The 20,139-nt window shown below is 57.7% G+C and carries 24 protein-coding genes and 1 tRNA gene; 14 read left to right on the forward strand and 11 right to left on the reverse strand.

Features of this window, described 5'->3' with window-relative positions:
- Positions 1–2 precede the first annotated feature (2 nt).
- Both ACR0CE_RS07200 and ACR0CE_RS07205 read right to left on the reverse strand, forming a co-directional pair.
- A complete protein-coding gene (locus tag ACR0CE_RS07200; RefSeq protein WP_480476934.1) occupies positions 3–704 on the reverse strand; it encodes an NUDIX hydrolase in 702 nt (233 codons plus the stop codon).
- Between the two features lie 25 nt (positions 705–729).
- The gene (locus ACR0CE_RS07205; RefSeq protein WP_480476112.1) at positions 730–1,128 is read right to left on the reverse strand and encodes a DUF983 domain-containing protein; all 399 of its coding nucleotides are present in this window, start codon (positions 1,126–1,128) and stop codon (positions 730–732) included.
- A 219-nt stretch (positions 1,129–1,347) separates the two neighbouring features.
- Here ACR0CE_RS07205 and ACR0CE_RS07210 point away from each other — a divergent pair, with 219 nt between their 5' ends.
- Genes ACR0CE_RS07210 through ACR0CE_RS07225 form a run of 4 tightly spaced genes read left to right on the forward strand, consistent with a single transcriptional unit; the run spans position 1,348 to position 3,255 of the window.
- Complete coding sequence (locus tag ACR0CE_RS07210; protein WP_267362793.1) at positions 1,348–1,818, forward strand: EF-hand domain-containing protein; 471 nt, start codon at positions 1,348–1,350, stop codon at positions 1,816–1,818.
- A gap of 6 nt (positions 1,819–1,824) precedes the next feature.
- On the forward strand, positions 1,825–2,442 hold the full coding sequence (locus tag ACR0CE_RS07215; RefSeq protein WP_480831637.1) for an RNA polymerase sigma factor: 618 nt from the start codon (positions 1,825–1,827) through the stop codon (positions 2,440–2,442).
- Positions 2,432–2,785, forward strand: a complete 354-nt coding sequence (locus ACR0CE_RS07220) for a hypothetical protein (RefSeq protein ID WP_267362789.1) — start codon at positions 2,432–2,434, stop codon at positions 2,783–2,785. Before ACR0CE_RS07215 ends, ACR0CE_RS07220 begins: the two co-directional genes overlap by 11 nt.
- Positions 2,782–3,255: a periplasmic heavy metal sensor gene (locus ACR0CE_RS07225; RefSeq protein ID WP_267362788.1), complete on the forward strand. Its 474-nt coding sequence runs from the start codon at positions 2,782–2,784 to the stop codon at positions 3,253–3,255. Before ACR0CE_RS07220 ends, ACR0CE_RS07225 begins: the two co-directional genes overlap by 4 nt.
- 5 nt (positions 3,256–3,260) lie before the next feature.
- On the opposite strand, the gene ACR0CE_RS07230 is transcribed toward ACR0CE_RS07225, so the two are convergent.
- Positions 3,261–4,661, reverse strand: coding sequence for a diguanylate cyclase domain-containing protein (locus ACR0CE_RS07230; protein WP_480486188.1), 1,401 nt, complete (start codon positions 4,659–4,661; stop codon positions 3,261–3,263).
- An 89-nt stretch (positions 4,662–4,750) separates the two neighbouring features.
- Here ACR0CE_RS07230 and ACR0CE_RS07235 point away from each other — a divergent pair, with 89 nt between their 5' ends.
- The 5 genes from ACR0CE_RS07235 (at position 4,751) to ACR0CE_RS07255 (ending at position 9,125) form a co-directional block, all read left to right on the forward strand.
- On the forward strand, positions 4,751–5,035 hold the full coding sequence (locus ACR0CE_RS07235) for a DUF3572 domain-containing protein (RefSeq protein ID WP_480831639.1): 285 nt from the start codon (positions 4,751–4,753) through the stop codon (positions 5,033–5,035).
- A gap of 24 nt (positions 5,036–5,059) precedes the next feature.
- Positions 5,060–5,752 carry an HAD family hydrolase gene (locus ACR0CE_RS07240; protein WP_480481770.1) on the forward strand — a complete coding sequence of 231 codons (693 nt, stop codon included), beginning with the start codon at positions 5,060–5,062 and terminating at the stop codon, positions 5,750–5,752.
- 118 nt (positions 5,753–5,870) lie between these two features.
- Positions 5,871–7,430: a trimethylamine methyltransferase family protein gene (locus ACR0CE_RS07245; protein ID WP_480481769.1), complete on the forward strand. Its 1,560-nt coding sequence runs from the start codon at positions 5,871–5,873 to the stop codon at positions 7,428–7,430.
- A gap of 118 nt (positions 7,431–7,548) precedes the next feature.
- Positions 7,549–8,136 carry a heme NO-binding domain-containing protein gene (locus ACR0CE_RS07250; protein ID WP_480831641.1) on the forward strand — a complete coding sequence of 196 codons (588 nt, stop codon included), beginning with the start codon at positions 7,549–7,551 and terminating at the stop codon, positions 8,134–8,136.
- Positions 8,133–9,125, forward strand: coding sequence for a diguanylate cyclase domain-containing protein (locus tag ACR0CE_RS07255; protein WP_480831643.1), 993 nt, complete (start codon positions 8,133–8,135; stop codon positions 9,123–9,125). Before ACR0CE_RS07250 ends, ACR0CE_RS07255 begins: the two co-directional genes overlap by 4 nt.
- 38 nt (positions 9,126–9,163) lie before the next feature.
- Here the strand turns inward: ACR0CE_RS07255 and ACR0CE_RS07260 are convergent, their stop codons facing one another.
- From ACR0CE_RS07260 to ACR0CE_RS07295, 8 genes are all read right to left on the reverse strand, one after another.
- Positions 9,164–9,862: a CbiX/SirB N-terminal domain-containing protein gene (locus ACR0CE_RS07260; protein ID WP_480831645.1), complete on the reverse strand. Its 699-nt coding sequence runs from the start codon at positions 9,860–9,862 to the stop codon at positions 9,164–9,166.
- Positions 9,863–9,923: 61 nt separating this feature from the next.
- Positions 9,924–10,856, reverse strand: coding sequence for an AEC family transporter (locus ACR0CE_RS07265; protein ID WP_480831647.1), 933 nt, complete (start codon positions 10,854–10,856; stop codon positions 9,924–9,926).
- 33 nt (positions 10,857–10,889) lie between these two features.
- The gene (locus ACR0CE_RS07270; protein WP_480831649.1) at positions 10,890–11,708 is read right to left on the reverse strand and encodes an MBL fold metallo-hydrolase; all 819 of its coding nucleotides are present in this window, start codon (positions 11,706–11,708) and stop codon (positions 10,890–10,892) included.
- The gene (locus ACR0CE_RS07275; protein WP_480831651.1) at positions 11,705–12,511 is read right to left on the reverse strand and encodes a TatD family hydrolase; all 807 of its coding nucleotides are present in this window, start codon (positions 12,509–12,511) and stop codon (positions 11,705–11,707) included. The genes ACR0CE_RS07270 and ACR0CE_RS07275 overlap by 4 nt, the downstream gene beginning before the upstream one ends.
- Positions 12,508–13,629, reverse strand: coding sequence for a DNA polymerase III subunit delta' (locus tag ACR0CE_RS07280; protein ID WP_480831652.1), 1,122 nt, complete (start codon positions 13,627–13,629; stop codon positions 12,508–12,510). The genes ACR0CE_RS07275 and ACR0CE_RS07280 overlap by 4 nt, the downstream gene beginning before the upstream one ends.
- Before the next feature lie 3 nt (positions 13,630–13,632).
- Positions 13,633–14,259 carry a dTMP kinase gene (gene tmk / locus ACR0CE_RS07285; protein ID WP_480831654.1) on the reverse strand — a complete coding sequence of 209 codons (627 nt, stop codon included), beginning with the start codon at positions 14,257–14,259 and terminating at the stop codon, positions 13,633–13,635.
- On the reverse strand, positions 14,256–15,422 hold the full coding sequence (locus ACR0CE_RS07290) for a D-alanyl-D-alanine carboxypeptidase family protein (RefSeq protein ID WP_480831656.1): 1,167 nt from the start codon (positions 15,420–15,422) through the stop codon (positions 14,256–14,258). The genes tmk and ACR0CE_RS07290 overlap by 4 nt, the downstream gene beginning before the upstream one ends.
- Positions 15,423–15,438: 16 nt before the next feature.
- A complete protein-coding gene (locus ACR0CE_RS07295) occupies positions 15,439–16,719 on the reverse strand; it encodes an SPOR domain-containing protein (protein ID WP_480537462.1) in 1,281 nt (426 codons plus the stop codon).
- A 202-nt stretch (positions 16,720–16,921) separates the two neighbouring features.
- On the opposite strand from ACR0CE_RS07295, the gene ACR0CE_RS07300 reads away from it, so the two are divergent.
- The 5 genes from ACR0CE_RS07300 to ACR0CE_RS07320 all read left to right on the forward strand — a co-directional run bounded on the left by ACR0CE_RS07300 (position 16,922) and on the right by ACR0CE_RS07320 (position 20,131).
- Positions 16,922–17,011: transfer RNA gene (locus ACR0CE_RS07300), tRNA-Ser, on the forward strand.
- A 239-nt stretch (positions 17,012–17,250) separates the two neighbouring features.
- Positions 17,251–17,721, forward strand: a complete 471-nt coding sequence (locus tag ACR0CE_RS07305; protein ID WP_480537509.1) for an Rrf2 family transcriptional regulator — start codon at positions 17,251–17,253, stop codon at positions 17,719–17,721.
- On the forward strand, positions 17,718–18,383 hold the full coding sequence (locus tag ACR0CE_RS07310; RefSeq protein WP_480481734.1) for a Crp/Fnr family transcriptional regulator: 666 nt from the start codon (positions 17,718–17,720) through the stop codon (positions 18,381–18,383). Before ACR0CE_RS07305 ends, ACR0CE_RS07310 begins: the two co-directional genes overlap by 4 nt.
- 150 nt (positions 18,384–18,533) lie before the next feature.
- Complete coding sequence (locus ACR0CE_RS07315) at positions 18,534–19,154, forward strand: hypothetical protein (RefSeq protein WP_480831659.1); 621 nt, start codon at positions 18,534–18,536, stop codon at positions 19,152–19,154.
- Positions 19,155–19,246: 92 nt separating this feature from the next.
- A complete protein-coding gene (locus ACR0CE_RS07320) occupies positions 19,247–20,131 on the forward strand; it encodes an MBL fold metallo-hydrolase (RefSeq protein ID WP_209504912.1) in 885 nt (294 codons plus the stop codon).
- Positions 20,132–20,139: the final 8 nt, after the last annotated feature.

Genomic DNA, 20,139 nt, shown 5'->3' on the forward strand with positions numbered 1-20,139 from the left:
GGTCAGTCGTGCTCGGGCATCGGATAGCCTCTGAGTCGCAGGAACAGATTGGCTTCTTCGTTGTTCTGATAGAACGGAACCGATACTGGCGGCTCGGGTGAGGTCACCCGGGCCGCGACCTCGGCCAGAACAACCTCGGTGATAAACGGCAAATCTAGGTCGCGCGCCCGATCCAGTTCCACCCATTGCAGATGCGACAGCTCGTCCGAGGCATGGCTGAAATCATCCAGATCGCCCTGCAGCGCATCGGCATCGACCAGAAAAAACCGCGCATCGAACCGGCGGGGGCGGCCGGGCGGTGTGACTGCGCGAAAAACAAATTGTAGCGCAGCTGCCGACGGCACGTAACCCATGGCGGAAAAGCTCTGCCAGTCGTCGGGAATGCTGCCCGGCCAGTGTCCTGTCTGGCCAAGGACAAGTCCTGTCTCTTCCCAAAGCTCGCGAATTGCTGCGGCGGCAAGGGCGTGTTGTTTTCCGGATTCCGCCTGTTCCGCCAACCGCTCAGAACACAGGTCAGGCAGTGCGGTCGCAAGCGGTACATCCGCATCCGCCGGATCGACCGCTCCACCGGGGAACACGAATTTGTTGGGCATGAACACGGCCTTGGACCCACGTTGACCCATCAGGATCGACGGATTGGTCCACCTGTTCCGCAAAACGATGACGGTTGCGGCGTCGCGGATGGCGGTTTTGTCGGTCATCATGCCTAAAACAATCGCTTCTTCCGGCTCATGAATCGTTGCCAAAACCGTGCATACGACGCGCCCACTGATAGGCGACCACAGCGCCTTTCAAACGGGGGAGCAAAAACAGCGACAGTGCAATGCAAGCAATGGAAAACCCGATGGCCATTACCCATGGGTCCGGGCGCCAGTTCACATACGAGACGTGCAGGGCCGGGGCCAACAAATGCCCGACCAGCAGGATCGTCAGATAGGCGGGCCCATCATCGGCGCGATGATGAAACAGTTCCTGTCCACAGTTCGAGCAGGTGTCATTCACTTTCAGGTAGCTGTGCAACAGCTTGCCTTCGCCGCAACTAGGGCACTTGCACCGAAACCCTTTGACCAAAGCGGGCCAGGTTTCACGCTCGCTCTGGGTTGTGGTGTCGATCGTCTGATCCGTCATAATATAACTCGCGCAGTAATCTTTGGCGGATAATGCGCCTGAACGGGTGGTTTTTAAAGGGGGGTGCGTCGCTTTGCAACGCACCTAGGGTGAACCACGTTGTGAAATACCGAGATGGTTCAAAAAAAGTTGCTGACACTGCGACGGAATTCCCTGCCTCGCGCGTTTGAATGGATATGAGCAGCGGCACTCAGGCCGCGTCAACAAGGGAAAACCGAAATGAAAAACGCAAAGTTCATCACGGCGATTGTCCTGTCGGGTGTTGCAATCACCGGCACGTCTGTTCTGGCGGCTGGCCCGGGTGGTCGTGAGCCAGTGTCCTTTCAGGAATTGGATGCCAATGGCGACGGTCAAGTGACACAGCAGGAAATGGAAGCACATCGCACCGAGCGTTTCTCGGCCGCTGATACTGATGGGGACGGCCAGCTCAGCCTTGAGGAGATGCAGGCCGCCGCTCAGAAAAAAGCAAACGACCGCGTCACCAAAATGTTCGAAAACAACGATGCGAACAAAGACGGGTTCCTAAGCCAGGACGAGTTGCCGAAACCGCGCCGGGGTGACAAGATGTTTGACCGGATGGATGCAGATAACAGTGGTGGAATATCGGAACAGGAATTTGCCGATGCCAAAGACCGGATGGGACGGCACCATAAGAAAAAGCACCACAAGTCGGGTGCAATCGACAACTGATGCAGGGTGGAGGACCTGACCTCCCACCTACACGATGTTCGCGGTGCGGGTTGCACCGCGAGCTCTCTCAGCGACGATGTGTTGCTGAGCCAATTTGCTGAGGGTGACGCACAGGCTGCGCGGGTCTTAACCGATCGCCTTGGGCCGCTTTGTTATTCCGTCGCGTTGCGTATGTTGGGCAATCGGGCCGAGGCAGAAGACGTAACGCAGGAGGCGATGATGCGGATGTGGCAGATGGCGCCGGAATGGGTGCCGGGTCAGGCCAAAGTGTCGACATGGCTGTATCGCGTGACGTTGAATCTGTGTGTGGACATTCGGCGCAGGAAGTCCCCCGGCAGGTTGTCGGATATTCCTGAGCCAGAAGATGGCAAAGCCAGCGTAGCCGACCGACTGCAGAATGAGGCCCGCGTGGATGCGTTGCAGCTTGCCCTGTCTCAGCTGCCCGAAAGGCAGAGGCAGGCAGTGATTCTGCGCCACATCGAAGAGTTGCCCAACCCTGAAATTGCCGGGATCATGGGAATTTCAGTAGAAGCGGTCGAAAGCTTGACCGCGCGGGGCAAACGAAGTCTGACCGCGATACTGGCCGGGCGACGTGAAGAACTGGGGTATGACGATGACGGATGAAAACCTGGAACTGGATCATTTGTTTGCGCAGGCTCGGCAAAACCGACCGGCGCTGCCCGACGATCTGGCCGTGCGCATTCAGACAGATGCTGAAAAACTCCGCCTCAGTCGCCTAAGGCCTGAACCGCGTCCTCAATCTTCGATCTGGCATCGAATGATGGACAACGTAGGTGGCTGGCAGGGGTTGGGCGGTTTGATCGCCGCCAGTGCGGCGGGGCTCTGGATCGGCTTTTCCGCGCCGGGGTTCCTGCCTGATCCCGCCAATCTGCTGGCATCGCAGGAGACGGTCCTTTTTGTGGCGGACCTTGGATATGACACGAGTTTTCTGGAGAGCACTGAATGAATGCTGCCCCTAAACCGAAACGCCGGTGGATGACGGTTTTGCTGGTTTCGTCATTGGCACTGAACCTGTTGGTTGTCGGTGTTGCAGTCGGAACCGTGCTGCGCCTGAAGGATGGAGATCACACCGAGGCACCGCCGGGATTCGGTCCTGCGCTGTATCGCGCTTTGCCGAAAGATGACCGCAAAGCGATGCGAGGGGAACTGTCTGCGCTGCGCGAAAAAGACTTAAGGGGGCGCAGACAGGACTTTCAAGCCCTGAGCCTGGCGCTGCGCAGGGTGCCCTTCGATCCGGTCGCCGTTGAAGTGTTGTTGCAGCAACAGTCGCAGGCGACGGCAGAACTGCAACTAGCATTGCAGACACAATGGCTGGCTCGCGTCACCGCCATGAGTGACGCAGAGCGGCAGTCTTATGCGGACAGGTTGCAAAAGATCGTCGAACGCGGGCCGCATGGGCACAAGAAAAAGGATTGACGGGTTCAGGCTGCGCTTTGCCTGATACTCACCTGATTGCGCCCCGCTTTTTTTGCCGCGTAAAGTGCTTTGTCGGCGGCTTTCAGGATATCTTCTACAGGAACGGGTGTGCGTTCTTTTCCCGGCGTACCCGATTGCGGCATCTCCAGCCCAATGCTGATCGTGACGTTAACCTGCAAACCTTGGTCCGATAGTCGAAACGGGGCGCGACAAATGCTGTCGCAGATGGTCTCAGCCAGTTTTCTGGCTTGCTTTTGTGACACATCAGGCACCGCAAACATGAACTCTTCACCGCCGATACGGGCGACAAAACCTTTGGATCCAAGTGCGCTTTGCATGCGTTTTGCGGCCTGCGTCAGAACACAATCACCGGCGCCATGGCCATGGCAGTCATTGATGGTCTTGAAGTGGTCCAGATCCGCCAGCATGACGGCAAAGCCACGTCCGGTACGGGCAGACTGGCGCGCGATCTGATCCAATGCCCGCATGGCGTAACGACGATTGTGCAGCCCGGTCAGCGGGTCAATCCAGGACTCGGCGATCCCTTTTCTCAGTGATACGCGCAAGTGATCAAGCCGTGCCTTGCGCGCAATCTGATTGTTCAGCCGCAACAGGATCTCTTGCGCGCAGAACCCCCCCAGGCACACGGCGTCCGCTCCTCTGTCCAGCGCTTCCGAGGCCTGCACGGCGTCGTTGTCCTGCAGGATGCCAATCAGGACAGTGTTCCGGGTTGCTGCGCGTGACCTGAGATCCGCAAGGATATTCAGCGCGGACGGGGGCGAGCCCAGTTCGACCACAATCGCGTCCGGTATCGGCCCGGACAAAACGCCTTGCAGGTTCGATTGAAGATGCCAGGACAGATCGAAATGGTGGTGGCCTTGCAAGGCCTTGTGCCAAAGGGCACCAGTTCGGACAGTATCGGTCAAGATATCAACCCGGGCCGCGTTCGGTGGGCTGATCATGACAGGGGCGGGTTCCCCAAACCCAATAGGTTGCGATCCGTTGCTGACCTGCAAATCTTGAGTAGCTGCACGCGCGCGCAAAAGGCTGCGAATGCGTGCCAGTAGCAACGTATCTTTGAAAGGGTGCGTCAACACATCGTCCAGCCCGTCTTTCAGGGCACGCAAGCGCGCGTTTTTGTCATTCTGTGCTGCCAGTACGACAACGGGCACGTCATCAAGGCCTGATACTTCGGCGAGGGCTTTCTTGACATCTGCGGCTGTTCCATCGGGCAATGTCTGGGCCGTCAGAACAAGGTCTGGCTGCACGCGGCGGGCAAGGGCTTGTAGCCCTTCAAGTTTTCCACCCTGCACCACGTGGTACCAGGCAGCAGTCAGTTGAACCTTCAGCATTATGCGGTTGGTTGATACCCCGTCGAGGACAAGGATGGTGCCTTGCACAGACATAGTCGTTCACCGTTGATTGCATGCGTGAACAAATTGTTTATGAGTCTGGTTAACAAACTCTTTCCAACACCATTTTCTGAGCGCAGTTTATGCCCCTATCGCCCGATTTAGCCGAGACTCTTGCTCTGACAGCCCTGGGGTGGCTGGTCAGCAATGACGAGCTTTTGCCTGTATTTCGTGGCTCGACAGGTGCTTCGATCGGGGATGTTCGCAATCGGGCCGGTGATCGGGACTTTCTGGCTTCGGTTCTCGATTTTCTGGTGCTTGACGATTCGTGGGTCATGGCGTTTTGTGACGCCAACTCGATCGCCTATGATCACCCGGCCCAAGCGCGGGCCGTTCTGTCAGGCGGTGGCGATGTACACTGGACCTGAACACCTTTTCCGCAGGAGCACGCGATGCCAATAGAAGCAATCGTCTTCGACAAGGATGGCACTTTGTTCGATTTTGCCAAAACCTGGGGAACCTTCGGGCGCTCGTTGCTGATGCGTCTGACAAAGGGGGATGTAGACCGGGCGGTGGAACTCGGGAGCGTCATCGGGTTTGACTACGAGCAAGAGCGGTATGCCACAGATAGCATTGTGATCGCCGCAACGGTCGAAGAAATCGCCGAAGTGCTTATTGCGCATGTTGACGATGTGACATTGCAGGAAGTTGTGGACATGATGAATGCTGAGGCCGCAGCCGCTCCTCAATCCCCTGCCGTGCCGTTGGGCCCATTCCTGAAAGGGTTGCAGCAATCCGGGATCAAACTGGGCGTTGCGACAAATGACAGCGAGCATCCGGCATTGCAGCATCTGGAATCTGCTGGAATACGCGAACACTTCGATTTTATCGCCGGGTATGACAGTGGTCATGGGTTCAAACCGGGGCCCGGTCAGTTGCTGGCCTTTGCCGCACAGGTCGGGGTCGAGCCGTCGCGCATTGCAATGGTGGGTGACAGTGTTCATGACCTGCAAGCGGGGCGCGCAGCCGGGATGATCACCATTGGCGTTTTGACCGGATTGGCAGAAGCAGATGCGCTGGCACCGATGGCGGATGTGGTCTTGCCGGATATCGGTCACATTCCTGCATGGCTGGCCGAAAAATGATGCGTTGATCCGGAAAATCGACGCTCAATTATAGAAAACCGACAAGCTCTGTCGCAGATGGAGCGGCCAGAAATGCGTCTTCGGGTCTTGCTTGTATCAAGCCAGAACGGAGGCAACCATGGCCGAGACCAACACACGCAAACGCCGCGGCGGAGGACGCGCAGGTGCGGCAGCACGCAGGGGCAGCGCGGTGATTGACCAGATGCCGTGGGACCCACCCATCAATATAGATCGCCCGACTGAACCGCTGGATCAGGCCGGGATCGAAGCGATCCATGAAGGGGCCATGCGAATTCTGGAAGAAATCGGGATCGAATTCTACAACGAAGAGGCAATCGGCATCCTGCGCGAGGCGGGGTGCACGATCGATGGTGACAACGTCCGCATGGGGCGCGATTTCGTCATGGAGATGATCGCCAAGGCGCCCAGCCAGTTTTCCATCACGCCCCGCAATGTTGACCACAGGATCGAGATCGGTGGAAAGAACATCCTGTTCGGCAACGTTTCGTCGCCGCCTAATTACTGGGACATGGAGATTGGAAAGAAAGTGCCCGGCAATCGCGAGATGTGCCAGAATCTTCTGAAACTGACGCAGTACTTCAACTGTATTCACTTCGCAGGCGGATATCCTGTAGAACCCGTCGATATTCATGCCAGCGTCCGGCATCTGGATGTGCTGTATGACAAGCTGACCCTGACCGACAAGGCGATGCACGCCTATTCGTTGGGTAAGGAACGTGTCGAAGATGTGATGGAAATGGTGCGCATCGCGGGCGGTCTCAGCCATGAGGAATTCGAGGCCTCGCCACGGATGTACACCAACATCAACTCGACCTCGCCGCTGAAGCATGACCATCCGATGATTGATGGCTGCCTGAGATTGGCGCGGCGCGGGCAGGCGATTGTCGTAACCCCCTTTACGCTGGCGGGGGCAATGGCACCGGTAACGATGGCGGGGGCGGTTGCCCAGTCCCTAGCCGAAGCCTTATGCGCTATCGCTTTGTTCCAATATGTGCGCCCCGGTATTCCCTGCGTAATCGGAACGTTCACGTCGAACGTGGACATGAAATCAGGCGCGCCCGCTTTCGGGACGCCGGAATACATGCGCTCGACCCAGATGACCGGGCAGATGGCGCGATATTATGGGCTGCCGCTGCGTTCATCCGGTGTGTGTGCGGCCAATGTGCCAGACGGGCAATCCGTGTGGGAAACCTCGAATTCGCTCTGGGCGGCCGTGCAGTCGGGCACCAACATGGTGTACCACGCCGCCGGTTGGTTGGAAGGCGGCCTGATCGCAAGCCCGGAAAAATTCATTATGGATTGCGAGGTTTTGCAGCAAATTCAGCGCTATATGAACCCTGATCTGACCGCGACCGGGCCGGATGAGATTGCTTTGGATGCCATCCGCGCGGTTGGCAATGACGGTCACTTTTTTGGAATCCAGCATACACAGGACCGCTACACCACGGCCTTCTACCAGCCTTTCCTGAGCGACTGGAAGAACTATGAAGGCTGGGAGGCCGCAGGCGGCATCTGGACGGCTGAGCGTGCGCATCACATGTTCAAAGAGATCATCTCGAGCTTTGAGGCCCCTCCGATGGACGATGGTATCCGCGAGGAACTGGCCGAGTTTGTCGAACGCCGCAAGGCTGAAGGCGGTGCGCCGACAGACTTCTGACAGGGTGGGTAGTGTCGGTTTGATACTCCGTTGCATTCACAGCAACTCGGGGCGGATTTTGGCTATTTGTTAAGGTTTCTCAGACCACAGTGCCAAGGACACCAATCTGAGGCATCCGATGCATGGTCTGATCAACCGGGCGATACAGTCCTTTGTCGGCGCAACCTACGGGCAATCCTGTTGGGTACGCGTGACCGAAGGTGCGCGGCTGGGGTTTGTCGAGTTTGAAGCCATGCTCATCTATGATGATGAAATGACGACCCGTGTGCTCGAGGCCCTGAGTATTGATCTCAACCGACCGCAGGCGGAAATTCTTGAAGATCTGGGAACATACTTGGTGTCCCACCCGAATATGGAAGGGCTGCGCCGACTGCTCAGGTTTGGGGGTGTCACCTATGTCGAGTTCCTTCATTCCCTCGATGATCTTGCGGATCGTGTAAGACTGGCTGTCTTTGATCTGAGTTTGCCTGCGCTTGAGTTGAGAGAGCTTTCAGCCACGGAATACCAGTTGTGCTGCCTTCCGGATTTGCCGGGATTTTCCAGTGTTATGGTCGGGGTCCTGCGCGCGATGGCCGATGATTATGGCGCGCTGGTGATGCTGTCGCATGAGGGTCGGCAGGAGTGTTGTGAAATCATTTCAATCATTTTGGTCGAAAGCGCCTTTGCCGAGGGGCGCCATTTTGATCTGGGGGCTCGGAACAGATGACACATACTCAGGAACTGGCAGACCTTCTGGAAACGCTTTGCCCGATGTTTTTGTTGGTGGACCGCAGCGGATGCATTCAACAAGCGGGCCCGACATTGCAAAAGTTGCGGCCCGAGTTGCCTTTGGTCGGGCTGGGGGTTCTGGACGTGTTCGAACTGATCCGCCCCAGAACAGTCACCACCCTTCCCGCGTTGATGTCGATGGCCGGTGCCAAACTGCATCTGAGATTTCGCGATGAACCGCGTACGACCCTGAAAGGCCTGGTCGCACCCTTGCCCGAGTCAGGCGGTGCAGTCATCAATCTGTCATTCGGTATTTCGATTTTGGACGCGGTTCGGGATTACGCCCTGACGAGCGCGGATTTTTCCGGCACCGACCTGGCGATCGAGCTGCTGTATCTGGTCGAAGCCAAATCCGCCGCGATGGAAGCATCCCGTTCACTTAATCTCAGGCTTCAGGGGGCAATGCTGGCCGCGGAAGAGCAGGCATATACCGATACATTGACGGGATTGAAGAACCGCCGAGCGATGGATCATTTGCTGGGGCATCTGATCCTGGCAAATTCTACATTTGCCCTTATGCATCTGGATTTAGACTTCTTTAAATCCGTGAATGATCGGCTGGGCCATGCCGCCGGGGATTACGTTCTGCAACAGGCGGCCCGCATCATGCTTGAAGAGACGCGTGGAGACGATACGGTTGCCCGGGTTGGTGGGGATGAGTTTGTCATAATTTTCAAGGGCCTGACGCGGGAAGAAACTCTGGAGTCCATCGCCGGCCGTCTGATCGCAAGGTTGAATGAACCCATGATGTTTCAGGACCAACCGTGCTGTATCTCTGCAAGTATCGGAACGGCCTTGTCCACCCAGTTCAAGGTTCCCAAAGCCGCCGACATCCTTCACGCCGCCGACGTCGCCCTTTATCAGGCCAAGCGAGACGGCCGGTCCTGCCACCGCCTGTATTCCACGCTGATCAAAGCGCAAACCTGAGTTTTCCTGCTTCCGGGTCAAAGATTTCAGGCGAATTTTCAAGCGAGCTGAACGGCCTTTGTTAACTGCTTGGCAATCTGGTGCCGGATGGGTGGCAGTTCCCCTACCACTGGCAGCAGAACGCCTTTGAACCCTGCTTGGCTCAATCCGGCGGGCACGTCGTCCACTGCGTGCCCCCCGGTGCAGGCAAAGAACGGAAGGCACAGTGCCTGGGCCCCCGTGCCGGTTGCGGCATCGGAAATGGATGGCGGCTCTTCAACAAACCCAACGCGGACAGATTTGAAAACCAGCATTTCCTCAAGTTGAGATGCGAAGTTCAGTGCCACGGCCGACGGGTTTCGGCTACGCCCCGACCCATGTGCGGCAATGACCAGATCGGTCGACGCTGTTACCCAATTTCTTACGGACAACTCAGATTGCAGGGCGTGCGCGGTCAATTCCGGTAGCTCTGGGTCAACACCCAATGGGTCTAGGATGCGCGCTTTGTGATCCCCTAACCGCTTGGGCAAAGCGCTGGTGACAAACCACCCATTTGCCATGAAAAGCGGATAGATGACCGTGTTCTCCGGCAGGCTGTTCAGCTTAGCCTCGAACGCGCCGGGCGCAGCCAGAGTTGCTGAATGCACCGTTACATGCTTGGTCAGGGCGTCGACTGTAGCCGCAAATGCAGCCAGGGCAGCCTCGGCCGGTTCCGGATCGGACGGCTGGCCATGAGCGACGATGATGGCATGTGGCATTTGGATCTCCTGACACGACATGCGTTAGGTGTCTCTGTGCGAACCGAAGTCAACACTACAGTTAGCCCAGAACCGTTAGCCAAAGCCAGACAGTCAGAATGGATGTGGCTGTCCCAATGAGAACAGCCGAAGCTGCCACCCGCTTGGCGCGGCCATACATGTTTGCAAAGATATAAGCGTTGAACCCCGGCGCCATCGCCGCGTTCAACACGCCCGAGCGGAACAGATCCTGTGGCAGCCCTGTGGATTTGCCGAATATCCACACAAGGCTGGGATGCAGCATCAGCGAGATACAGCAAACAAAAGCGATGGTGCGCAGATCACCTTCGGGTTTGTATTTGACTAGTACCCCGCCCAGTGCAAACAGGGCGCCGGGCAGGGCGGCCCGCGTGATCAGACCAAGGGCTTCGTCCACCACAGCCGGGATGGCCAACCCGGACAGATTAACCACGAATCCCAGTGCAATACCAAGGATCAGCGCGTTCTTGAACATTGCCGACAGAACAGAACGCGCCATGCGTACGCCACCGTTTCCGCGATTCCGGACAACCTCCATCACCGTGATCCCTACGCCGTAACAAAACGGGGAATGGAAGGCGATAATCGCATAGTTGCCTGTCAGGTTCTCGGGACCATAAGCGCGTTCGGTAATCGGCAATCCCAGCAGAACCGAGTTAGAGAACAGGCAACAAAACCCGATTGCCACGCAGTCTTCCCATTCGCGGCCGAAAATGATGCGTGCACCAAAAAGACCAGCGATGAAACACAAGGCGGCGGCGGAATAGAAACTGGCCAAAAGCCGGGGATCGAAACTGGCGCTGAGGTCCAGATGCGCGATGGCAAGAAACAACAGGCATGGGATCGCGAAACCTTGAGTAAATCTCATCAGCCCGTCGACATGGTATTCTTTGAAATATCCTGTTCGTGTTGCCGTGTAACCGGCGCCGATCACAAGAAAGACAGGAAGAATGACGTCAATCAGGCTTTGTAGCATTTGGCCCCCGTGCAACGGCCACGTTGCGATATCTTATGCAAAAGGAACAGGGGTCTGAAACGCGTGATGTATCACCATACCGTCATAGGCGGGGGTGATATTGTCCGGCGTTTCCGCATCGACAGTCGCATAGTCAAGATCGATATGCATGTTGGTCAGTATCGCCTGATTTGGTTGCAGCTTCTCAATCCACTCAAGCGTTTTTTCCAGATGTGCATGTGTGGGATGTGGGCTTCGGCGTAGGGCGTCGATGATGAGATATTCCAACCCTTCCATTTCAGGCCATGCCTCGTCGTAAATTTCGGCAACATCCGGCAAATAGGCGAGCTGCCCCATTCGAAAGCCCAGAGAATCTATCGAGCCGTGATTGACCTTGAATGGACGAAACGGAATCGGTCCTCCAGGTCCTTCGATTTCGAACGGACCGTCAATGGACTTGAGGTCGAGGATCGGAGGATAAGGTGACCCTTCGGGCTGAATGAAGGCGTATCCAAACCGCCCCAGCAGAGCGTTCTGGGTATCACCATCAGCCCAGACCGGAACGCGGGTTTTCATGTTGAACACGATCATGCGCAGGTCGTCGATCCCATGGACATGATCCGCGTGAGAGTGGGTATAGACCACACCATCAAGCCGCCCGGTGCCCGTGTCCAGCAACTGGCTACGCATATCCGGGGTTGTGTCAATCAACACGGAGGTTCTGCCGCCGGGGCCGTCACGCTCAACAAGCAAGGAACAGCGCCGGCGAATGTTCCTGGGGTTTGCAGGATCGCAAGCACCCCAGTGACCACCCAACCGGGGTACACCGCCCGACGATCCGCAGCCCAGAATGGTAAATCGCAATTCGGTCATGCAGCGGCCCTGTACGTTGCCGCCTTGCTGAACAGCCGGTCAAAATTCGCCTGAGTTTGGGCGGCAAAAGCCGGATACTCCAGCCCGAACAGCTCGGCGCCTTTTCGGGCTGTATGCGCGGTATAGGCCGGTTCGTTTCGCTTGCCACGATAAGGGGGCGGCGCCAGATAGGGCGCGTCGGTTTCCACCAGAATGCGGTCCACCGGCGCGCTTGCGAAAATGGCGCGCAACTCCTGGCTTTTGGGAAAGGCCGCAATGCCGGACATGGACAGATAAAACCCAAGATCCAGCGCGGCTTTGGCCAACTCGGCCGAGGACGAGAAACAGTGCATCACGCAGGAATAGGGCGCGTTGCGATACTCTTCGGCCAGAATTTGGGCCATATCGTCGTCTGCCGCGCGGGCATGAATGATCAAAGGCAACCCTGTGCGCTGGGCGGCTTCGATATGAATGCGCAGAGATTGCTTCTGAAGCTCAGCGCTGTCGGCGGTATAGTGGTAATCCAGACCTGATTCACCGATGCCCACAAATTTGGGATGTTGTGCCAGCGCAACCAATTCATCGACCGAGACCATAGGCTCGTCAGCGGCGCTCATCGGATGGGTGCCTGCGGCGTAGAATACCGGTGCATGGGCTTCGGCAATTGCGCGGACTGCGGGTTCATTGCGCAGCTTGGTGCAAATCGTCACCATCCGGGTCACGCCAGCATCGGCCGCGCGCGAGATGATGTCGTCCAACTGACCGTCAAAATCCGGGAAGTCCAGATGGCAGTGACTGTCGGTGATCTGGGGGGTGTCGCTCATCTGACCTGGCCGGCGGTTTCCTGTATCTTGAACACCGTATCTAGGACCAGAGCGACAGGGTCAAGGTTCACCGCCTGACCATGTCGCGTGCGGGCTGTGATTGTCGCTGCGACTTCGGCCCAGCGACGGGCCTGATCCGAAGAATCTGACAGTCTGGCCAGCGTTTCAGCTTCGTTCGGGGCGGCCTCAGAGGTCGGCGGTGCTCCGGTTGCCCCAGTCAGGGCCAGCCGAGACAAGGCGATATCGATCAGTGTCAGCAGCAGATCAAAGCGCTCGGCCGCGCCACGTTGTGCCGCAGCCTCGGCCAGGGCCAGCGCGCGCTGCCGGTCCAGGCGGGGCAGGGTGCCCAGAATGGCAATCAGTTCGGCATAGATTTCAAGCCCGCCCAGATTGATCAGGCGAACGGCGTCCCCGACCGAGCCAGCGGCCAATGCGGCGAGATATTCGGGATGCGTCGGTAAGGACGTCCCGGTTTGCGACAGCGCGTCCTGCATATCCCCGGCACTCAGGGGCCCAAGACGCAAGGTCCGGCACCGAGAGCGGATGGTCGGCAACAAGCGCGAGGGTTGGTGCGATACCAGCAAAAGAGTTGTACGCGCCGGAGGCTCTTCCAGCATCTTCAGCAAAGCATTGGCGGCGCTGACATTCATCTCATCCGCCGAATCCACGATTACGACCCGGCGCCCACCATCGGCAGAGGACAGGCCAAAGAACTTTCCCAGCTTTCGGATGTCGTCCACAACGATTTCGTTGCGCAGCCGCCCCTGATCATTCAGCGACCGGGCTATCGCGGCCAATCCCGGCTCGGCCCCGGCCAGAATGCGACGTGACACCGGGTGGTCGCGATCAATGTCGAGCGTCTCTGGCGGTGGCGGCGCGCCAAACAGCCCACCGTCGTTTGCCAAAGGTGTAGCCAGCAAGAACCGCGCAATCCGCCAGGCCAACGTTGCCTTGCCGACGCCACGCGGCCCGGTCAGCAACCAGCCGTGGTGCAGCCGGTCCGAGTTGTAGGCGGTCAGAAACGCCTGTTCCGCCGCATCCTGACCAAAAAGCCGGACAGTCTCGCGGGGATGCGGCGCACCGGGCACCTGATCCGGAGAGGGGATTTCGTCATTCATCGTCTATCGCAAAGCAGCCTGGACGATTTCTGTCACATCCTGCGCAACGCTGTCCATGTCCCGGTTACCGTCCACCACGCGGAAACGGTCGGAAAACTCATGGGCCAGTGCCAGAAAGCCCGCCCGCATTTTCCTTTGTAGGTCCGGGCCGAAATCTTCGAACCGCTCTTCCGCGCCTTGCCGCCCTTTGGCGCGGGACAGACCGGTATCGGGGTCCATGTCGATCAGCAGCGTCAAGTCCGGCTCGCGCTTGATCATCAGGCTGTGCAGCTGATCAACAAGGCCGCGCAGATCGCCCCGCGACAGGCCCTGATACATACGTGTGCTGTCGGCAAAGCGGTCGCAGATCACCACTTGCCCTGCGGCAAGTGCGGGTTCGATCGTACGTTCCAGATGGTCGCGGCGGGCGGCCGTGAAAAGCAGAATTTCCGTTTCTGCCGACCAGCGGTCGGGATCACCTTCCAACACCAGACTACGAATTTCTTCCGCGCCAGGCGAGCCGCCCGGTTCACGCGTCAAAACGACCTCATGACCCTGCGCGCGCAGTTGATCTGCCAGCATCCGCGCCTGAGTTGACTTGCCTGATCCGTCAATGCCTTCGAAAGTCAGAAATAACCCAGCCCTGGTCACATCGACTCCAGCGGGTTATTGATCACGTCTTTCAGAACAATGCCACCAACGGTCAGCATACGAACGACAAATCCACCAATTGCAACGTCTTCCGCTGCCACCAGCGGACGTCGTATTTCAGGCAATCCTTCAGGCTTGATGACAAGCTCGGCCAGTTGCTGGCCTTTCTTGACCGGCGCATTGACGGGACCCTGATACACAACTTCGGCCTTGACGTTCTGTGTGCCCAGAACCGGAAACAGAACCGTCAGATCGCCGTCAGGTACAAGACCAACAGTCTTTTTCTCGCCCATCCACAGCTTGGCTTCAGCTATCGGCGTTTCCGCGTTGGCAACTGTCCTCTCGACAAAATTTCGAAACGACCAATTAACCACGGCCTCAGCCTCCTCTGCCCGTTGGCCGGTGCTGTCCAGCCCGCTGAGGACAAAGATGACACGGCGGTCGCCTTGTTTGGCAGACCCGACCAGGCCGTATCCGGCCTCTTGCGTGTGGCCGGTTTTCAGGCCATCCGCGCCGATGCTCAGTTTCAGCAATGGATTGCGGTTCCGGGCATTCGACGGCGCACGGCCATCGAATTCGAATACCTCTTCTGAAAACAGAGGGTAATATTCTGGGAAGTCGGTAATCAACCTGTCGGCCAGAACCGCCAAGTCATGAACCGACATCATATGTCCGGCGGCAGGCCACCCATTCGAATTCGCAAAGTTCGAGTTGTTCATACCCATCTGCTTGGCGCGTTGGGTCATATATCGGGCAAACCCGGCCTCTGTGCCGTCAGGGCTTAGCGCCTCGGCGAGGACCACGCAGGCGTCGTTGCCTGACAGAACGATGATGCCGCGCAGCAGGTCTTCGACCCGAACCCGGTCCTGCGTGTTCAGAAACATGGTCGAGCCGCCATAGCTCATCGCGTGTTCGGACACGGGCAGGGTTTCGTCCAGCGTCAGTCTTCCGTCACGCAGCGCTTCGAAAGCTACATACAGCGTCATGAGCTTGGACATGGATGCAGGCGGCAAGGGCTGATCGGCGTCTTTTGCCAAAAGCACCGTACCGGTGGTCTGATCGATCACATAAGCCGCGCGGGCAGATGTATCAAAAGCCTGAGCCGGGATTGCCAGTACAGCAAGCCCAATGGCCAGAACAGATGTTCGCAATGAGGATAGCATGTTATGCCTCCTTGTATCAGTCGGACACGGTGAACGCATCTTTGAAACCAAGGTCCTTTACATCTTTTTGAATGGCCTTGCGTTCGGCCCGGGTTGCGGCAGGGCCAACCAGGACCCGCCATACTGTTTTGTTTTCGGTTTTCAGTTCCCGCACAACAGTCGACATGCCATTCCGGCGCACTTTCTCGGCGGCGGCATTCGCATTTGCTTCGACGCTGAACGTGCCGATCTGCACAAATGGTTTGCTCAGCGGAGACGCAGCGCCTGTTGCCGCCGCTGCGGCAGGAACCGCTTCGGTCGCGTCAATCGCGGATGCAGCGCCTTCGATGGGATCCAGTGGCGTTTCGGTGATCTCAGTGGGGTCTTTCTTTTGCCACCACTTCCGTTTTGCAGGCTTTTCAGCGGGGGCTTCGACCGGCGCGTCCGACAACGCCGGTGCAGCTGCGGCTGCCGCAACATCTGCGGCCACATCAGCACCGCCTGTTGCTGCACCCGCCGCAGCCACGGTGGCTCCCGCCGCTGCCGCTGCTGGCTCTTTTTTCTGCCACCACTTCCGCTTGGCGGGTTTTTCTTCAGCGGGCTCTGTTGGGTCCTCAGTGGCTGATGCCGCAGCTGTGGTCGTGTCCGTACCTTCGGTCGCTGCGTTGGCAGAACTTGCCGCATCCGCCGCAACCGCTGCCGAACCGGCTGCTGCCGCTGGCGCCTTCTTTTGCCACCATTTCGGCTTGGCCGGTTTTTCGGTATCTGCCGCGGATGGATCGCCGGTGGCCGCGGTGTCCGACACCGCAGCCGTATCTGCCGCCTCGTCTTCCGGTGTGGGCGCGTCCTCTGGTGGTGATTCCTTTACAGCTTCACGGCGCAAAGCGACCACACTGACCTTTGTCGGCGCGCCCGCCAGCATTCCGAGCTGTTCCGCAGCAGCAGATGACACCTGAAGCGCCGGGCCGGGCAGGTTGCGTTCACGTCGGAACAGGGCCCCTGTTACAGACTTGTTGTTTGCGGTGTTCGTAATTACGACACGCTCGGGCTGGGATACTTCCGGGTAGGCAACCCAGATCCCGCCCAGCGAGGGCCTGCCATCCCAAAGCCCCGCTTCGGTGACCTGAAAAACCTCGGGAGCTTCGACGTCACGCTGCGAGCCCGAGGCTACCTCGGGAAGGAGTTCGGTTTTGTTTGAGTTTTCTTCAGGTTTTTCAGCCTCTTGAAGAATATCTTCACACCCGCTTAAAACTGTCAAAGTCAACGCCAGATACGCCAACCGTTTCGGTCCCGGGCGTGTCATGATCGCTCGCTTCATCTGCTTATCCCTTGCCTGAAGGGGTCTCGTCCTCGGAACCCCGCTGCCGGTCTGCTGGTTCTGCTTGCCAGCCTGTTTCGGTCTATTTCGGGGATCATAACGCGGCTGAAGAGTCATGGAAAGACCGCTGCGCGGGCTTCGGCAAGAAATCCCGATTTCGACTTGCCTCTGGCCGAACTTGCGCTTAGACCCTGCCTTCGACGGGGAGGTGGCAGAGTGGTCGAATGCGGCGGTCTTGAAAACCGTTGGGCGTGAGAGCGTCCCCAGGGTTCGAATCCCTGTCTCCCCGCCACTCATACCGTCTTTGTTCAGCGGTTTTTGCAGAGAATTGAACTGCCGTTCCGGTCAGATGCCGACAGCTTCCCGAGCAAAGATGACGCGATGCACGCGGGGTCCCAGTCATCCACTCAGTCCACGTGAAGTTCGGGTATGTTGGCCTGACTTCACCCTCTGCAAAACACATGGTCCGTGAAAACACACAGAAATTGCAAATAAGTTATATTGCGCCTACAGCTTTTGCCGGAGGCACGCATGAAACTGACATCCTATTCCAACTATGCGCTGCGGTCTTTGCAGCTGGCCGCGCTCAAGGCCCCAGATCGCATTCGCGTTGACGATGTCGTGCGGGTGCATGGCCTTGCCCGGCCGCATATCGTAAAAATCGTGCACGAGTTGGGTCGGGCCGGGTATCTGGAAACAGCACGCGGCAGAGGCGGCGGTTTCCGGTTGGCGAAACCGGCGGAACAGATCAAAATCGGCGATGTAATTCGCCTGACTGAAGGGCCCCTGGATGTGGTCGAATGCTTTAACCCTGAAAAAAACACCTGCCCTTTGATCGGGATATGTAAACTGTCTCAAGCGATCCAAAAGGCAACACGGGCATTCATGGCTGTGCTTGATGATCTGACGCTGGCTGACATCGCCTCAAATAGAAACGAGTTGTTGAACCGTATCGCGCCGATTGAGGAGGGCATCGTGGCACCCATGCGCAACGCAAGATGACAATTTTGGACTGGACTGAGCGATTTCACGGGACAAGTCGCCTTCCGAAAGCTGTGCGGGATAGGTTGCGTACGGCGGCCCGTATCGTGCGGTGTCCTAAAGGTGGCCAGGTTTTCGGACCAGACAACGTTCCGGACAGCCTACTGTTCTTGTACGACGGACGGATTCGCGTGTCTCAAAGTTCGGATTCGGGCCGCGAGATCGTGCTCTATCGGGTCGAGGCGGGGGAAAGCTGTGTGTTGACGACGGCCTGTATGCTGGCAGAAGAAGCATATAACGCTGAAGGTATTGCCGAAACCGACGTAACGGCGGTGACCTTGCCGAAACATGCTTTCGATCGTCTGGTCTCGGAAGAAGACGCATTTCGCGAGTTTGTGTTTGAGGCCTACTCACGCCGGCTGATTGATCTGTTGCGGGTGGTGGATGACGTGGCATTCGGGCACTTGGATATTCGCCTTGCTGAACGTCTTCTGGTTCTGGCCGGGGGGCGGGAAGATATTCAGGCAACGCATCAGCAACTCGCCAGCGAACTGGGCACCGCGCGTGAAGTTGTTTCGCGGATATTGCAGGACTTTCAAAAGCGCGAGATGATTACCCAATCGCGGGGGCGCATTGCGATAACCGACAAGGCGGCTTTGGAACAGTTGGCGCAAAGCACCTGACCATTTCGGGAAATTTTCCGGTTTCGTGACTTTGTCACTGAAGTCGGGGTTTCAAAGTTATATTTACTCCTCAACTTTTCATGCCGCCACGATGATTGCAGGTCTCACGCGAAGGCCGAATGTGGGCTGGCAGAAACGGAGGAGACGAAGATGAATGACCGCAATCCCGCCCGGACGTTCGGCGGCATCGCCATTGCGTTGCTTGTTGCTGCTTTGGTCGGCGCGGCTGGCAGTTACATCTTTCTGACGTTCGGGCACGGGCATCGCCAGGGCATGGCCGGTGATCGGGCAGAGCATCGTCATGGTGCAGACGGGCAAGGCCACGACGAGGTCAACATGCCGGGGCTGCGGGGCGAGAACGCAACGCCCGAGGAAAGCGCCGAGCTGGCTGTGATGTTCCGCAATTTCGATACGATCACGCGCGAGGTTGAAAACCTTCCCAATGGTATTCGCACTGTCACGAGATCTTCCGACCCGGATGTCATGGATGCTCTGGTCTCCCATGTTGCCGGGATGATCGATCGGGTGGGCCGCAAGGATGATCCGATGATCATCATTCAGAGCCCGACCCTCGACATATTTTTTGAACATGGCGACAAGATCACCTCGGATATCGAAGTGACCTCTGAAGGGATCGTAGTGGTGCAAACATCCGACGATCCGGAAATAGCCAAAGCCATGCATATCCATGCGGCCGAAGTGAGCGCGATGGCGGATCGCGGCATGGACGCCGTCCACGAAATGATGATGACACGCGGCGGAAACGGGTAACGGATCCGCGCCAGTTAGGAGGCAAGATCATGAATGATCAGAAGTCTATCGAGATACACAACCAAAAGATGGCCGACGCGATAGCGACGCCGATTGGAAGCTACCCAGTGGATCTGAGCGTGAAACCCGATGTTCAGGGTTTTTACGACGAGGCAACGGCGACAATCAGTTATATCGTTGCGGACCCGACCTCGAATTCCTGTGCGATTATCGACAGTGTCATGGACATCGATTATGCCGCTGGCCGCATTACGTTTGGCCATGCCGACATGCTGATTGCCGAGGTTGAGAAGAGGGGCCTCAAGCTGGAATGGATCATTGAGACCCACGCCCATGCCGACCACCTGTCAGCCGCGCCTTACATCCAGCAAAAGCTGGGCGGCAAGATCGGCATCGGTGAAAACATCAAGATCGTGCAAGACGTGTTTGGCAAGATCTTCAATGAAGGCACCGAATTTCAGCGGGACGGCAGCCAGTTTGACGCCCTGTTCGTCGATGGCATGACCTACAAGATCGGCAACATGACCGCCTTTACCATGCATACACCGGGCCACACACCTGCCTGCATGGTGCATGTTGTCGGGGATGCAGCCTTTGTGGGCGACACGTTGTTCATGCCTGACGGTGGCTCGGCGCGGGCCGATTTCCCCGGTGGCGACGCGGGGACATTATTTGACTCGATCCACAAAGTGCTCAGCCTGCCGGACGAAACCCGGCTGTTCATGTGTCACGATTATGGTCCCAACGGGCGTGACATCCAGTGGGAAACCACGGTGGCCGAGGAGAAGGCCCACAACATTCACGTGGGCGGTGGCAAGACTAGGGACGAGTTCATCAAGATGCGGTCCGAGCGCGACGCGACGCTGGCGATGCCGACGCTGATCGTACCTTCGATTCAGGTCAACATCCGGGCGGGCGGCATTCCAACGGACCAGGATGGGAACCAGATGCTCAAAGTTCCAGTCAACAAGCTCTGAACGCAAGA

The organism is Ruegeria sp. L11, from assembly GCF_056531755.1.

What these genes read in the sequence shown, in the direction of transcription:
- ACR0CE_RS07200 (WP_480476934.1), bottom strand. Translation starts at nt 704, where the DNA reads ATGATGACCGACAAAACCGCCATCCGCGACGCCGCAACCGTCATCGTT.
- ACR0CE_RS07205 (WP_480476112.1), bottom strand. Translation starts at nt 1,128, where the DNA reads ATGACGGATCAGACGATCGACACCACAACCCAGAGCGAGCGTGAAACC.
- ACR0CE_RS07210 (WP_267362793.1), top strand. Translation starts at nt 1,348, where the DNA reads ATGAAAAACGCAAAGTTCATCACGGCGATTGTCCTGTCGGGTGTTGCA.
- ACR0CE_RS07220 (WP_267362789.1), top strand. Translation starts at nt 2,432, where the DNA reads ATGACGGATGAAAACCTGGAACTGGATCATTTGTTTGCGCAGGCTCGG.
- ACR0CE_RS07225 (WP_267362788.1), top strand. Translation starts at nt 2,782, where the DNA reads ATGAATGCTGCCCCTAAACCGAAACGCCGGTGGATGACGGTTTTGCTG.
- ACR0CE_RS07230 (WP_480486188.1), bottom strand. Translation starts at nt 4,661, where the DNA reads ATGTCTGTGCAAGGCACCATCCTTGTCCTCGACGGGGTATCAACCAAC.
- ACR0CE_RS07235 (WP_480831639.1), top strand. Translation starts at nt 4,751, where the DNA reads ATGCCCCTATCGCCCGATTTAGCCGAGACTCTTGCTCTGACAGCCCTG.
- ACR0CE_RS07240 (WP_480481770.1), top strand. Translation starts at nt 5,060, where the DNA reads ATGCCAATAGAAGCAATCGTCTTCGACAAGGATGGCACTTTGTTCGAT.
- ACR0CE_RS07245 (WP_480481769.1), top strand. Translation starts at nt 5,871, where the DNA reads ATGGCCGAGACCAACACACGCAAACGCCGCGGCGGAGGACGCGCAGGT.
- ACR0CE_RS07250 (WP_480831641.1), top strand. Translation starts at nt 7,549, where the DNA reads ATGCATGGTCTGATCAACCGGGCGATACAGTCCTTTGTCGGCGCAACC.
- ACR0CE_RS07255 (WP_480831643.1), top strand. Translation starts at nt 8,133, where the DNA reads ATGACACATACTCAGGAACTGGCAGACCTTCTGGAAACGCTTTGCCCG.
- ACR0CE_RS07260 (WP_480831645.1), bottom strand. Translation starts at nt 9,862, where the DNA reads ATGCCACATGCCATCATCGTCGCTCATGGCCAGCCGTCCGATCCGGAA.
- ACR0CE_RS07265 (WP_480831647.1), bottom strand. Translation starts at nt 10,856, where the DNA reads ATGCTACAAAGCCTGATTGACGTCATTCTTCCTGTCTTTCTTGTGATC.
- ACR0CE_RS07270 (WP_480831649.1), bottom strand. Translation starts at nt 11,708, where the DNA reads ATGACCGAATTGCGATTTACCATTCTGGGCTGCGGATCGTCGGGCGGT.
- ACR0CE_RS07275 (WP_480831651.1), bottom strand. Translation starts at nt 12,511, where the DNA reads ATGAGCGACACCCCCCAGATCACCGACAGTCACTGCCATCTGGACTTC.
- ACR0CE_RS07280 (WP_480831652.1), bottom strand. Translation starts at nt 13,629, where the DNA reads ATGAATGACGAAATCCCCTCTCCGGATCAGGTGCCCGGTGCGCCGCAT.
- ACR0CE_RS07290 (WP_480831656.1), bottom strand. Translation starts at nt 15,422, where the DNA reads ATGCTATCCTCATTGCGAACATCTGTTCTGGCCATTGGGCTTGCTGTA.
- ACR0CE_RS07295 (WP_480537462.1), bottom strand. Translation starts at nt 16,719, where the DNA reads ATGAAGCGAGCGATCATGACACGCCCGGGACCGAAACGGTTGGCGTAT.
- ACR0CE_RS07305 (WP_480537509.1), top strand. Translation starts at nt 17,251, where the DNA reads ATGAAACTGACATCCTATTCCAACTATGCGCTGCGGTCTTTGCAGCTG.
- ACR0CE_RS07310 (WP_480481734.1), top strand. Translation starts at nt 17,718, where the DNA reads ATGACAATTTTGGACTGGACTGAGCGATTTCACGGGACAAGTCGCCTT.
- ACR0CE_RS07315 (WP_480831659.1), top strand. Translation starts at nt 18,534, where the DNA reads ATGAATGACCGCAATCCCGCCCGGACGTTCGGCGGCATCGCCATTGCG.